Annotated in this window: 11 protein-coding genes; 6 read left to right on the forward strand and 5 right to left on the reverse strand. The window is 38.9% G+C overall.

Annotation, left to right across the window (positions count from 1 at the left end):
* Positions 1 to 295 precede the first annotated feature (295 nt).
* From RMX89_RS03775 to RMX89_RS03790, 4 genes are all read right to left on the reverse strand, one after another.
* Positions 296 to 1,579, reverse strand: coding sequence for a tetratricopeptide repeat protein (locus RMX89_RS03775; protein ID WP_322687977.1), 1,284 nt, complete (start codon positions 1,577 to 1,579; stop codon positions 296 to 298).
* Between the two features lie 202 nt (positions 1,580 to 1,781).
* Positions 1,782 to 2,582 carry a hypothetical protein gene (locus tag RMX89_RS03780; RefSeq protein WP_322687978.1) on the reverse strand — a complete coding sequence of 267 codons (801 nt, stop codon included), beginning with the start codon at positions 2,580 to 2,582 and terminating at the stop codon, positions 1,782 to 1,784.
* Between the two features lie 285 nt (positions 2,583 to 2,867).
* A complete protein-coding gene (locus RMX89_RS03785; protein ID WP_322687979.1) occupies positions 2,868 to 3,050 on the reverse strand; it encodes a hypothetical protein in 183 nt (60 codons plus the stop codon).
* An 81-nt stretch (positions 3,051 to 3,131) separates the two neighbouring features.
* Positions 3,132 to 3,644, reverse strand: a complete 513-nt coding sequence (locus RMX89_RS03790) for a hypothetical protein (RefSeq protein ID WP_322668853.1) — start codon at positions 3,642 to 3,644, stop codon at positions 3,132 to 3,134.
* Between the two features lie 559 nt (positions 3,645 to 4,203).
* Between RMX89_RS03790 and RMX89_RS03795 the strand changes: the two genes are divergently transcribed.
* The 4 genes from RMX89_RS03795 to RMX89_RS03805 all read left to right on the forward strand — a co-directional run bounded on the left by RMX89_RS03795 (position 4,204) and on the right by RMX89_RS03805 (position 9,705).
* Positions 4,204 to 7,371: a plasmid replication protein, CyRepA1 family gene (locus tag RMX89_RS03795; RefSeq protein WP_322687980.1), complete on the forward strand. Its 3,168-nt coding sequence runs from the start codon at positions 4,204 to 4,206 to the stop codon at positions 7,369 to 7,371.
* A gap of 89 nt (positions 7,372 to 7,460) precedes the next feature.
* Positions 7,461 to 7,637 carry a DUF6888 family protein gene (locus tag RMX89_RS34435; protein WP_416211959.1) on the forward strand — a complete coding sequence of 59 codons (177 nt, stop codon included), beginning with the start codon at positions 7,461 to 7,463 and terminating at the stop codon, positions 7,635 to 7,637.
* Entirely contained in the window at positions 7,634 to 7,825 is a 192-nt protein-coding gene (locus tag RMX89_RS03800; RefSeq protein WP_322677038.1) for a DUF6887 family protein, read from the forward strand. The genes RMX89_RS34435 and RMX89_RS03800 overlap by 4 nt, the downstream gene beginning before the upstream one ends.
* Positions 7,826 to 7,887: 62 nt before the next feature.
* Positions 7,888 to 9,705, forward strand: coding sequence for a tetratricopeptide repeat protein (locus RMX89_RS03805; protein ID WP_322687981.1), 1,818 nt, complete (start codon positions 7,888 to 7,890; stop codon positions 9,703 to 9,705).
* A 108-nt stretch (positions 9,706 to 9,813) separates the two neighbouring features.
* Here the strand turns inward: RMX89_RS03805 and RMX89_RS03810 are convergent, their stop codons facing one another.
* Complete coding sequence (locus RMX89_RS03810; protein ID WP_322687982.1) at positions 9,814 to 11,025, reverse strand: FAD-dependent oxidoreductase; 1,212 nt, start codon at positions 11,023 to 11,025, stop codon at positions 9,814 to 9,816.
* A gap of 257 nt (positions 11,026 to 11,282) precedes the next feature.
* On the opposite strand from RMX89_RS03810, the gene RMX89_RS03815 reads away from it, so the two are divergent.
* Together RMX89_RS03815 and RMX89_RS03820 are read left to right on the forward strand one after the other, a co-directional pair.
* Positions 11,283 to 11,993 (forward strand): pentapeptide repeat-containing protein, encoded by a 711-nt coding sequence (locus RMX89_RS03815; RefSeq protein ID WP_322687983.1) that lies wholly within the window; start codon positions 11,283 to 11,285, stop codon positions 11,991 to 11,993.
* 359 nt (positions 11,994 to 12,352) lie between these two features.
* Complete coding sequence (locus RMX89_RS03820; RefSeq protein ID WP_322687984.1) at positions 12,353 to 13,828, forward strand: pentapeptide repeat-containing protein; 1,476 nt, start codon at positions 12,353 to 12,355, stop codon at positions 13,826 to 13,828.
* The last annotated feature ends 613 nt before the right edge of the window (positions 13,829 to 14,441 follow it).

Genomic DNA, 14,441 nt, shown 5'->3' on the forward strand with positions numbered 1-14,441 from the left:
AAGCCGTATAGAAAGGAATACAAGGCCTGAATAATAACTGAGGAAAATCATACATTGAAAGAGTTTTGTTGAGGAAAACGTGCTGTTACAACGTCCCCAAGCTGTAAAGAACGAAGAGAATATAAATCTAGTGTAGCACTGAGAAATTTGCCCGCGATCGCGGTTTCAAGGAAATCAACGCTGAGGTATTGTACGCTGCGAAAGAAGCTGTCGTGGCGTAGATTTGGGATTAGCTAGCAGACTTTGATTGATATAGAGGCGTTACTTAGACGAACGCCCTTACTATTATCAATAATCAATAATTGTAAAGATAATCCTCTGGATTGCTGAGGTCATTCAGATAGCCGTAATCCATAGATGTATCATAAGCCTCTTCAGAAAAATAGCCTTGGTTATAAGAATTATCAATTTCCTCAGCATTAAAAAAATTTATTTCTGATAAATACTTATTATCAGGTTTAGATTTATCAGAATGTTTAAATTCTCGATTAGGAACAGAGTTAAATTTTTCTAATATAGCTTTTGCTAAATTTCTGTTATAGCTTTTTGGATCGCTATGAGCAATTTCTTGAATTATTGGAAATGCATATTTAGGCAGGTTGATTAGAGAAAGAGCTTTTAAAGCGTATTGCCTAACTTGTGGTGCAGGGTAAGTTAGATTATCTAATAAAAGACGAATAACTAAAGCGCAGATATTTTTATAATTCTTGGCAAGTTTATGTATAGCTGAAGCGGCTAATCTTTTTTCGTCATAGGAGCTTTTTTTAGAGAGATATGGAATAAGATAAGAAATTGCTTCTTCTCGATTTGATTCCCCTAACTCAAATGGAGTCCATTTAGCCAGTTTGTCAGGTTGGTTATTTTCACAAAAAAGTTTTGCAGATGTTTGAAAATCTCTGATAGCTTCTTCCTTTTTTTTTAATTTATAGTAACTTTTTCCTCGACTGTAGTATGCTGCAACCAGGTTAGGATTAATTTGTAATGCTTGGTTAAACTCTTTAATTGCTTCTTGATACTCTCCAAAATGTAAACGAACTCTTCCACGCTGATAATGCTGAGTAGGGTTATTGAATTTGAGTTGTAAAACTGTACTATCGCCTCCTAAGAAATCTTGACGAATTTTTTCTAGCTGACGTATAGCATTTAAATATTTAGGAGTTATGTATATCGTCTGTTTTAAGTCTTCAACTGCACCATCATAATTGCCTATTTCAGCTTTAGTTATACCTCTATAGTAATAAGTATGGGCATTATTAGGATTAAGATTTAATGCTTCATTCCAAGCCATAATTGCACCTTGATGATCTCCTCGTTGACGACGATCAACTCCTAAGTTAAAGTAATTAATAAATATTTTAATAGTAGTATTTTGCTGATACAGACTCTCTTGTTGTGGAAGTTTATCAACCTTTTTGTTATCAACTAAATTTATTGAGTAATTACATTCTTCTTCATCTATAAGGTCAAGTTCATCAGAAGGTGAAGGATCATAATATGAATTATCTATAAGCTCTGATAAATCATCACCATAACTATTACTCAGATAATTAGAACTAATTCCATTAATTCCGCCTTGCATTGTAACACCCTCTAAACTCACACTTCAATCGTATGTTTTAGCTCAACGAGTTACCTCAGAAAATCTTCGGTTAACAATGCAATAAATAAGTTAGTCCATCTCGATGTATCTACGAAAGTAAAAGTACTGTTTTTTTAAAGACTGAAAAACAAGAAGCTTTTCAGTCTGTGAGAATTGGTTGCACAGTTGGGTTAACTGAAGCTTAATTTAATTTTTGTTTTTGGATTTTTTCCCATTCCCCTTGAATACTTTGTAATGCCTTCAAGGTACGATTCAAACGAGCTTTCTTTAACTCAGGAGTCTCTTTTTGGAATAAACTTGGAGAATTTATTACTTTATATAGTTCAGATTGGGTGGAATGCAAGCGATCGCTCAAACAGCGTTCAAAGATTTCATCATTACCACTGCTCACATTTTCTACTAATTGACGATATATATAATCTTTAGAACTGATTTGACCTTTGAGGTCAGTATTAACAATTTCCTCAATTAACTTATAGTAGCAGTCAGATAGTGCAGTTGACATATCTGCTGCTAAATTATTTTTTTCAGAGGTAGAGGGATCGGATATTTCTTTTTTAATTGGCGTTACGAAAGTTTCCTCAGAATGAGGGAATTCTTCTTTAGTGGGTGTTGGTAAAGTTTTCCGAGAATTTGTAGGTGAAGAATTTGCTTTAGAATTAGATAAGTAATAATCTGCTAAAGAGCCACAGAGAAACTCTTCACGAAAGCGGTTTATTTTGGCACGTGACTGGATTTTGCGGTAACGACGTTTCTGATACCATAAACCAGAAATGAGTAAGCCTGCGATCGCTCCTATGCCAACTCCTGCCATAGCAACCTTGCCATCTTCTAAAGCTTGATTTTGTTGCCCAGATTCAACAATCGGATTGGAAGATGTACTTTGAGTAATAGCATAGTTACTGGCTGAACTTAGCTGTATGCTAGTGGCGATCGCCGCAGCCGACAGTATCAATCTAAATACTAACTTTGATTTCCACATAATTTTACACTTTAAAAATATGTTGTCTATTTCTGGAGACTAACCGCCTCCCCAAGGAGTGAATAGTTAATAATCAAACTAACTAGATATCTCTTTTACTAAAGAAGTTCCACTTCACTTATATAAAAAATAAACTTTCTCAATAGTAGTTTCCACAATATTTTCTTATTTTTTAACATTATTTGCGGTTTAGGAATCTTGACAAAGCCATATATTAATACCATTTCTCAAAGTATCTGTATGAGGTATTTCTTAAAATGGTGATGATTTATAGCGATCGCATAATCAAATAGCATTGAGTTCGGTAGGCAATAGTCGAGGATGTGCGATCGCTGCTAGGCTCTCCTTTGGTATCGCATATTGCTGAACATAAAGTCTATAAATGACATTAATTTGCAGGTGCTGTAGCAGAATTTGGCATAAATAGCACCAGTACCTCATCGGTAGTGTAGTGTTAGAGATTGTCATAGCCCATTGTAGACATCGCCTCTTGGATTTGAAAAGTATGAGCCAATAAAATGTAAACTTTCAAAGACTTGCACCAAGTTTCTAACTACCTTGCTCTTTAATTTCTCTGTGCGTAGTTCTATTTATAGAATAGGTGCTTCCTCGAAAGCTCAACTTATGAGTTGCTTGTGGTGTAATGATTCCAGTCGATTGCGTATTAGGATCGGCGCCAACAACATAAGTACATCCTCGAAAGCTCAACTTATGAGTTACTGATGGTGTGGTTTCTCGATCTAATTTGGGGTTGAGGTCATGACGATAGGAAGCTCCACGATAGATTAAGTGATAATCTGGTTCCGATTTGGGAACTGGCTGTTGTGTATATTGTGTTTCCCTGCTGACTACTTTGCTTGTATAATACTCGTAGCTTGTACTGATAAGAATAAGAGTTAACAGTAGAAGTAAAATTTGCCAAGGAGCCAACATTAAACCCAAAATCAGGCTGATAGCTGCAAATACAGTTACTAAATGTGAGATTTCATTATTTCTATTTTTGAATAAAAAATAGCCAGTGATGAAACAAACACACGGAAAAATGAAAAAGTACAAAGCCATATTTCCTACATTCGCAACTAAAAGCAAAGGGTTTATAAAGCAGATTGAACTTAATTTTAAAAGTTGTTGTTTATTTTACCTCCAATCAGCTTAAGAAGTTACCGTGCTACTGGAGTAAAAGTTTTACGTTGAGGTATCTGTATTAGCTGCGATCGCAAAGAAAAATTAATACTCAAGACTATCTCAAACCTTTGGCCCGGAGTTCAAGGGTTATGTATTCATTTAGAGAGGTTACAGGCGTGATATGGAGTGGATGCTCAGTGTAAAGCCTTTGCTGAACTATATGAAGATATTACCTTATAGCGATGTCATGTAGCGATCGCATTCCTTAACGCAGAAATTTACTGATAAATAAAAATTAAAAGCGAACAAATATCACAATACAAAATTATTACTTCGGGGATCTAATAGGCAGAATAACCCACTACAGCTTTAACCGATGTGTCTCCGGCAACGAAGTAAAAAAAGCATCATAAAAGCCTCGCAATCTCGCGTATTAAAAAAAAGTATATGCATGTTACTGTTTTAATCTCATTGTCTTCCCTTCGCTCCTTTCCCTATGCATCTGCACTATTTACACCCCCAACACCTTGAAGAATTAGTCAAGAGTAGTGGTATAGACTTACACTTAGTGCATCTCAATTTTAGATCGCTCCAAGGTGTAACAGCTTATGAGTACCTGTTAATTTCTGAGCTACTTCCCCGCACCAATACCGGAATGGTGAAAAGTAGTTGGTTGCAGCGTTACGCTCACATCACAGAAGGTGGTTGGTGGTGTTCGGGACTAGACCCTCTAAATAATTGGCAAATGATGGAATGGGGATGCTTTAAGCCAAACCAACCCCGACAAAATCACAATGGCAAGTCCATCAAGTACGAGCATCCTCCCAGCACACCAACGCGGGTGTTTTGTTTGCGGGTAACGTTGCAAGTGTGGCAGCAAGTCGCTGGGCGTTACAATTTGGTCATGCCTAATAATATCACCATTACTCCTGATGGGGAGGCTGGGGGCTTTTGGCAATGGGTAATGCAACAGAACATCCCCCTCATCATCTGCGAAGGTGTAAAAAAAGCAGCCACATTGTTGACGCAAGGATATGTAGCCATTGCTATTCCCGGAATTACCAGTGGTTATCGGGTTGTGAAAGATGAATTTGGTAAAGTTACCCGTCGTCAGCTAATTCCCGATTTAGCCGCGTTTGCAATTACAAAGCGCAGCTTTTACATTTGTTTTGATTTTGAAACTCAACCCAAGACAATTGCTGCTGTAAATAATGCTATTTCTCAACTTGGCTGTTTATTTCAGCAAAAAAATTGCCCTGTAAAAGTCATCGAACTTCCGGGTATAGAAAAAGGGGTTGATGAGTTTATTGTTGCTAAGGGTGCAAATAGTTTTGAGAAAGTTTATCGCCAAAGTGTTGATTTAGAAATTTATCTTGCTCAAACCAAACCCCACACCGAGTTAAGCATTCCTGCGGCACTTACCTTCAACCGTCCTTATATAGATGAAATACCTTTTCCCACCTCTGGATTAGTAGGAGTCAAATCAGCGAAAGGAACGGGGAAAACTACGGCATTGCAAGGCGTTGTTCAACAAGCAAAAAGTCGAAACCAACCTGTTTTGTTAATTACTCACAGAATCCTACTTGGACGATTCTTGTGTGAAAAAATTGGTATTCAATGGGGAACACATAAAGAAGATGGTGAGAAAAAGATTAATAAAACACTTACCCCTGCTCCTCCCATACTGCGCTCTCTATTCCCTCAGCAATCTTTCGGCTTGTGCGTTGATTCAATTTGGAAACTTAACCCAGAACATTGGCGGGGAGCAATAGTAATTTTAGATGAAGTAGAGCAATCTTTATGGCATCTGTTAAACAGTAATACTTGTAAGCATAAACGGGTAAAAATATTAAAGTTATTCCAGCAACTCATTGCAACAGTTTTAACAAGTGGGGGGTTAGTAATTGCTCAAGATGCTGATTTATCAGATGTTTCACTTGAATATTTACAGGGATTGGCAGGAATTAAATTAACACCTTGGGTAGTTCTCAATCAGTGGAAGCCTCAGCAAGGTTGGGACATAACTTTTTATGATTCACCGAATCCAACACCGCTAATTCACCAACTAGAATTGGATTTACTTGCTGGACGTAAATGTTATGTTACTACCGATAGTCGGGCTGGGCGTTATAGTTGTGAAACAATTGAACGTTATTTGAAAGAAAGGCTACAAAAATTACGGCGGCAATTTCCTAAAACTCTGGTAGTTAGTAGTCACACTACAAATACACCTGGTCACGCAGCAGTTGATTTTATTGCAGCAATCAATCAAAAAATATCTGAATATGACGGCGTTTTTGTTACCCCTAGTCTTGGTACAGGAATTAGTATTGATGTCCAACATTTCGACCGTGTTTATGGCATTTTTCAAGGGGTAATTCCTGACTCGGAAGCAAGACAAGCGTTAGCAAGAGTCAGGGATGATGTACCGCGTGTTGTCTGGTGTGCTAAACGAGGTATTGGTTTAATTGGTAGTGGGAGTACAAATTATCGCTTGTTATCTGATTGGTATCAAGAAAATCAAAAAGAAAACTTAGCTTTGCTGAGTCCCCTACATAAAATAGATGTGGATTTACCCTTAGTTTATGACCCGATTCATTTGCGAACTTGGGCGAAGTTATCTGCAAGGGTAAATGCTTCTATTCGCCTCTATAGACAATCGATGCAAGATGGTTTGATTGCTGATGGGCATCAAATTCAGGTGCGGAGTAATGCGGTTCACAATAATATTATTCGAGATTTACGCCTAGCCTTTTTAGCAACCGATGCCGATGATTTAGTTACCCGCAAAAGGTTAATTCTAGAAATTGTTAAAGTTCAAAAAGATTGGGCACAAAGTCGTCAAAAGGCTAAAGAAATTAAACGTAAAATTAAAGATATTAAGCAGCAAAATCAACTATCGGTAGCAACTGCTGTCGCTAATGCTAAAGATATCGATTATGTAGAATATGAGCAGATGTTAGTTAAGTATTCTCTAACGGATGGAGAACGCAACCAAATTAACAAATATATTCTTAGACAAAGATATGGTGTAGAAATTACTCCTTGGCTGAAGTTGCAGGATGAACAAGGATACTATCGTCAACTATTAATTCACTATTATTTAACTCACGAAAGCGAGTATTTTCACGTTAGGGATGAGCAAGAATGGCATCTGCAATTATCTTGGGGTGAAGGAAAAGTTTTTCTCCCAGATTTAAAAACTTACACGCTCAAAGTTGAGGCTATGAGAGCTTTAGGGATGCTTCAGTTTATTGAAGAAAAACGAGAGTTTGTTGAAAACGATCCAGATTTGATATTGCTGAAAAATGTCGCGTTTCAACATAGTAAGCATATTAAAAGAGCGCTTGGGATTAATTTGGTTGGGGAGAAAGAACAGGTTTCGGCAATAAAAATACTCAGCCGACTATTAAATTTATTGGGGTTGAAGCTGAAGCGAGTCAATGAGGTTTATCAAATTGATTTAAAAACACTATATGATGGCAGAGAGAAAATATTTGCTGTTTGGCATCAACGAGATGAGTTGATGTTGGTTCATGTTAAAAGTGTTGGTTATGAATTGCCTGATTATTCTTCTGATTGGAAGTTTGAAATTATGCAAACGAAGTCTGGAAAGTCCAACCAGATGGTGTCTATGCCTACTCTTCCGTTATCAACGATATAGTAATACCAATTGAGTTATGATAAAATACGGAACCCCAAAAACTCTAAGATAAACGAGTTGAGTAAATTCTGAATAATAAAGAAGGTGAAATGGAGCCAACGCCAGAGCAGTTGAAATCCTTCTATCGAATGTCAGTAAGGATGAGCAATTTACTGCGACCAATAAATCTGGTGCGAATGGACGAAAGGACAAAACGCATAGTAATGTTGGTTGGAGAGACAATAGAGATAGAGATTTATCCTAACGGGGAGGTGGTTACAAAATGACACAGCCCAATTTTGCAAATATGACGGATGCTGAATTACGAGCTTATGTATTGCAAAACCCTGAAAATACTGAAGCTTTTCATGCGTATGTTGACCGTTTGCACGCGGCTAATCCAAATCCAAGACTAATGTCGATTGAAGAGGCTGAAGCTGAATTGGAAAGGAGAGTTAATCAAGGTCAAAAATAGTAAGTAAATTAAGAGTGCTGGGTGAAAATCTAGCGCTCTTTATAAAGCCAAAAAATTATTATATGAATGCGGAAGATTTTTTTAACCAAGGATTAAACCAAAATTTGCAAGGTGACTATCAAGCAGCGATCGCAGCTTACACCCAAGCAATCAAGTTAAATCCTGACTATGCCGAAGCTTACCATAATCGAGGGCTGATTTTAAGTGGTCTCAAAGATTATCGCACTGCGATCGCTAACTTTAATCGCGCCATCGAAATTAATCCTAGTTTTGCCACAGCCTATTATAACCGCGCTAATGCTCGTTACTTTTTAGCCGATTATGAAGGAGCGATCGCAGATCATAACGTAGCATTACAAATCGATCCCAATCTAGCGCAATCTTACCACAGCCGGGGGAATGCCTACTTTGCTTTGGAAAACTACGACAAAGCGATCGCAGACTATATCCAAACAATCGAAATGAGTACCCAATTAGCTGATAATATCAATATTGATATTGCTAACGCTTATCATAATCGCGGCGTAACTCGTTTTGAACGTGGCGATCATCAAGGAGCAATCGCAGATTTTCAGCAAGCTTTACAATGGCATCCCCATTTTGCCGCAGCTTACAGCAATCGCGGTAACATCCACCATATTTTAGGCAATTATCAAGAAGCGATCGCTGACCATAACCAGGCATTACAATTAGATCCTAATTTGGCAGAGGCTTATCATAACCGAGGTAATGCTCACTACGCTTTAGCAGATTATCAAAGTGCGATCGCAGATTACAACCGCGCCCTAAAAATCAATCCCAACTTTGCCGGAGCATATTATAATCGAGGTCTTGTGCTTGCTCACCTCAAAAACTATCAGGAAGCAATTGAAGACTTTAACCAAGCATTAAAGCTGAATCCTGATGATGTGCAAGCCTATTGTGAGCGTGGTCTGGTTCGTAGTACTCTTGAGGATTATGAGGGTGCGATCGCAGATTACGATCGAGCTTTACAAGAAAACCCGACTCTCGCTTTAGTATATGGCTTTCGCGCTAATGCTCGTCGGCGATTAGGAGATTATCAAGGTGCAATTGAAGATAGCAATCGCCTATTACAACTCAATCCTAATTTAGCAGAAGGATATTGTGATCGCGCGGCGGCTCGTCGTTCTATAGGAGATTATAAAGGTGCAATTAAAGATTACGATCGAGCATTGCAAATTAATGATAACTTAGCCGCAGCTTATTATGGTCGGAGTATTGCTCGTGAAGCCCTGCAAGATTTACAGGGTGCAATTGATGATAACACTCAAGCCATAGAGCTTGTTCCTGATTTTTCTCAAGCGTATTGCAATCGGGGAAATGCTCGTCGTCTTTTAGGAGATGAACAAGGAGCGATCGCAGATTATAACCAAGCATTAAAAATTAATCCTGATTTAATTGAAGCATATTACAACCGAGGTTCCACCCATTATGCTTTAGAAGCTTATGAAAGTGCGATCGCAGATTACACCCAAGCTTTGCAAATAAATCCCCAATCAGCTGCATTTTACAGCGATCGCGCTAATGCTCGCTATGCCCTAGAAGATTATCAAGGGGCAATAGAAGATTACAGTCGAGCGATCGCGATCGACCCCAGCTTTGCCGAAGACTGGTACAATCGGGGTCGTAGTCGTTCTCTATTGGGAGATTTACCAGGAGCGCTTGCAGACTTAAACCAAGCCTTACAGCGTCAACCTAATTGGGCTTCAGCTTACATCCTTCGGGCAGATGTCTACCGGAATTTGGGAGACTCTCAGGGAGCAATTAAAGATTTTCAGAAATCCGCAGACTTATATTACCAAGAAGGGAATATCCAATATTATCAACAAATTATTGAGCTAATTGAACAGCTTAGATGAGTGGATTAGTCATTTGTCATTTGTCATTTGTCATTTGTCATTGGAAAGAGGCAGAGGGGAAAGAGGTAATTTTATTCTCCCTCCAGTCCCCTGCTTCTTCCCCACTTTCTACTCCTTTGTTTCTTCAAAGCGAAAGCGTTCCATGAAGCGACGGTCAATCCAATCTTTGTAATGCCACAAGAGTTTGTGGGGTGGTAAAGTAAAAGTGCCTCGTGTTGCGATCGCTCGTTTGTCTCCTGTACCAATTAAACTCAAATATTGTTTTTGTGGCTTATAAGGTTTGAGCGACTTATCTAATAAAATTCGCTGCAAATTCTCAAACAAAGGTTTGCCTTGTCTGACAGCAAATACCCCAGCTTTTGGACGTGGATGATTTACCATCGTGGCAATGTCACCAGATGCAAATACCTGCGGGTGCGTTTGAGATTGCAACGTATCTTCTACCAAAATAAAACCTTGCTCATCAGTTCCTAGTCCAGCGTTCTTTAACCATTCGGGTGCTGATGCTTGTGTTACCCAGAAAATCTTGTTGCACTCCACTGTCAAACCAGATTCACATTTAATTTCAAATACTTCTTTAGCTTCATTATGGGCTTTAGGTGCAATTTTACACACAGATTCTCCCAGATGTAACTTAATCCCTTGGTCAGTTAAAATTTGCTGAAGTTGATGCCGCACTGATTGATGATAATTGGGCATCAGTTCTTGTCCGCGCTGGAATAAATGAATTTCTATGTTTTGAATAGATTGTCGATCATCCAAAATCCGATGTAAACGAGATTGCATCGATAGCGCTAATTCTACACCGCCAGCGCCACCACCGACGATCGCAATCCTAATTGGTTCTTGAGGATTTTTACCTACGGTTTCAATTAGTTCATACCAATGTTCTAATAACTGCGATACTGGTTTAGCAGCGATCGCATATTCTGCCGCACCTGATACAGACAGTATGGCCGGAGTGCTGCCAATATCAATAGACAGCACATCAAAATCTACCGCAAGTCCGTTATCACAAAGAACTTTGTTGTTTTTTAAGTCAAGGGCAACTACTGTGTCAATATACAATTGTACTTGAGCAAAGTTCGCCAAGGGTTGCAAGTCAATATGGCATTCATTGTGGCTGTAAAATCCGGCAATATGTCCTGGTAACATCCCAGAGTAGGCTGTCTCTGATGCTGTGGTAATCAGTATCAAGCGTACTCCTGTTAACGGTTTGATACCGAACATTTTTATAACAATAGCATGGCTGTGACCGCCACCAATTAACACCAAGTTTTTAACTATTGATTGTATATTTTGCTGAGGTTTAATAGTCATTTTTAGTTAATCAATGATTATAAATAAATCAAAATTATCATGACGAGAGTTAATTGTCCGTGAAGACTAAAGACTAGTGAATACAACTGATTATTGGGAATGTCTACTTAAGGAGGAAGTTATATTTTCCATTTTGTAGTTTCCATAAATAAATTTCAGTACTAACTATGTATGAAACAATAGCAGACGTAAATAATTTATTCAACAAAATTAGAAATTGAAATTTATTTCCATTAATTATTAATGCCTTTCATGCCATGAAAAACATTTTATCAAAAAGTCACATCCAGCTATCCCAAATATTCCTGCGGATACCTGTTTTCCAGAAACAAGTTAAACAAAATCAGCATCAGTCGCTAAAACGACGCTTCAGAATAGCAAGCCAACAGCTAGAAAATAACACTCTAGAAATCAGTCTAGCTGTAATCAATGATTTAGAACAAATTGCTAATACCTATCCACAGTACCATTGGACGATCGTAGATATTCTTACTAGTTTTGTACGAAAAAATGCTCCTTATATACCCCAAGAGGAAGTAACGAGCCACGTGTCAACAAAAATTCGTTTAGATATTCAAGCCGCGCTGACTGTTATCGCCAGAAGAGATGCAAACAAAGACCCAGTAAATGAGCAACTTGATTTGAGCTTCACGGATATCAGAGGAGCAAACTTGAAAGGGGCGAATCTCCAACAGATAAATCTCTATCAAGCTAATCTAGCTGGGGCTAATCTTAGAGAAGCAAATCTAGCGGGGGCAATACTTAGTGCAGCTAATCTAGAAGGAGCTAATTTATATCTAGCGAACTTAGAAGGAGCAATCCTCAGTGCAGCTAATCTAGAGAAAGCTAATCTTTCTAAAGCTAACCTGCATCGTGGCAGTTTATATCTAGCTAGCTTGCATGGAGCAATTCTTTATGACACCATACTTGATGAAGCAAACCTCAGAGAAACCAAATTTTCTGAGTAATATCATATCCGCTTGATTGCTTATTAAACGCTAAAAACTCCACCCCAGCAAAACCACGCTTTGTCTTCCCTACCCTTATTAAAGAGGGGATTAAGGGGAAGAATGCAAGTCAATGAAAAATTTTTCCCTACTCTTTAGTAGAGCCGTGATTAATTGCCTCTCTCCTCATTCTCTATTTTCAGCGTAATTCGTAATTTTTGTAGCGCAAGCGTTTCTTGATGTGTGACGTAAAATTATATTAGATATAATTCCCTAGTTCAATAAGTGTTTTGACACCTATTATAAATTTCTGCTAAATGCTATACTATTTTTCCTCAACATCTAAGTAATAATTCTAGGTTGTAAGGAAAATTTTTACCATGTCTTCTAAAAAGACAGACGCTCTTTTGAATTGGTTGATAACTTTAACAGCTATATTTGGCTGTTCGTTGACTGTAATTTTCTTTGCCTTGTCCAATATTAAAGAATTGTCAATTCAAGAAAAAATCCAGTTTAGAAACCAAGCTTTAACAACTACTGCAATAGTTTTTCTGGCATCGACAGCAATGTTTAATACTTATTATGCAGCAAGACGTGCCCAAGCGATGCACAAGAGTGCGATCGCATCTGAGAAAAACTTAGAAATTGGCTTGCAAAATGCCAAACTCAATCAAGACAGATTGATTGCAGAGCGCTTTATGGGCGCAATTGCCCAGCTTGGCCATGAAAAAGTTGAAACTCGGACAGGTGCAATTTATGCTTTAGAAAGGGTTGCTCAGGATTTTCCTCAAGAACACTGGACAATTATGGAAATTCTCACTGCCTTTGTGCGAGAGAATGCACCCATCCAACACCTAAAAGGCGAGCAACAAAAGCCGGAATATCAAGGAGCAATTTACTCAAGTCGGCGTAGAAGTGGGTCGCGTCCGACACCGCAGTTAGAGCAAAATCTCCATGAAGAATTCCCCAAAATACGCACCGATATTCAAGCAGCTCTAACTGTTATTGGCAGGCGTAATTTACTCGAAGACCCAAAAGATCAAAAACTTGATTTACGTAACACCGACATTAGACAAGCAGACCTACTAAAAACCAACCTGCAACAAGCAGACCTGCGTGGGGCTGACTTGAGTGGGGCTGATTTACGTGGGGCTGACTTGAGTGGATGTGACCTTAGCGGCGCTAAACTCATTAGGTCGATTCTCTATGAAACAAAATTAATAAAAGCTAGTTTATATGGAGCCAACCTTTGTTGGGCTAACCTGAATCGTACTAACCTCTCTGGAGCTAACCTGCGTTCAGCCAACCTCTCTGGTGCAAGTCTGCGTGCAGCTAATTTACAAGGGGCGAACCTTTATAAAGCTAATTTGCAACAAGCGACCTTAAAAGCTGCTAATCTCTCTGGAGCAAAGTTGTTTTTAGCTAATTTACAAGGAGCAAAATTGGGTAAAGCCAACTTGCAGCAAACGGGTTTGATTGGTGCTAATCTTTGTGGGGCGAATCTGAATGGAGCTAACCTTTCTGGGGCTAATTTGAATGCAGCCAAACTCCACCAAACAGAAGTCTATTTTGCCAACCTCTCAGAAGCTAGCTTAACGGAAGCTGACCTGTATCAGGCTAATCTGATTGGAGCAAACCTATATAGGGCAACCTTTTATCAAGCTAACCTGACTCAGGCAAACCTCATGGGAGCTAACTTTTCACAAGCTAATCTCAATGATGTCAAATTGGAAGGGACAATTTTGACAGGAGCAAAAAATTTAGAGTTGCATCAGATTAGAGAGGCACTTGGCGATCGCACCACTCGCCTACCTGATTATATCGAAGCACCTACACATTGGCGGCAATCGAGTTAAGCGATCGCAGCATCATTAGTTATTTGGGCGTATTCTACCGTTTTCACTTAGTGCCATAGTTTTTACCAAAATTCTCCGTAAAAATCACCAAAAAATCTTCAACTACCCGAACATTGGAAAGCTCAAGTTTCAGAGGATGTTTGAAAAGTCGTAAAGTATACTATAAACCCCACTTCCATTCCTCTCCCCGTTGGCGTCAACCTGCCGTTAGGCAAGTAAAGAGAGGCTTTGAAACCTCCATTCCCTAGTAGGGAAGCTACGGTGTACACACAAGTCTGAAATAGCTGATTAACCAGGGTTTTACCCCACCCTAACCCTCCCCTTGCAAAGGGGAGGGAATTAGATTTCCGGCTTCCCCCCAATGCATCGGGGGGATTGAGGGGGGTAATTCGACTTGTGTGTACACCGTAGAGTAGGGAAGAGGGGCTAGGGGGGTTAGGTTTCCGAGGTTTTTATGTGATTAAAAATACTTTTTAAACATCCTCTCACCCTTAGATACTGAAACTTGAACCTTTGAGCTTCATCGCTGAACCTTTAAGCTTCATCGTTGAGCCTTTGAGCTTCATCGTTGAGCCTTTGAGCTTCATCGTTGAGCCTTTGAGCTTCATCGTTG

Source organism: Nostoc sp. DedSLP04 (assembly GCF_034530775.1).
Lineage (GTDB): Bacteria > Cyanobacteriota > Cyanobacteriia > Cyanobacteriales > Nostocaceae > Nostoc.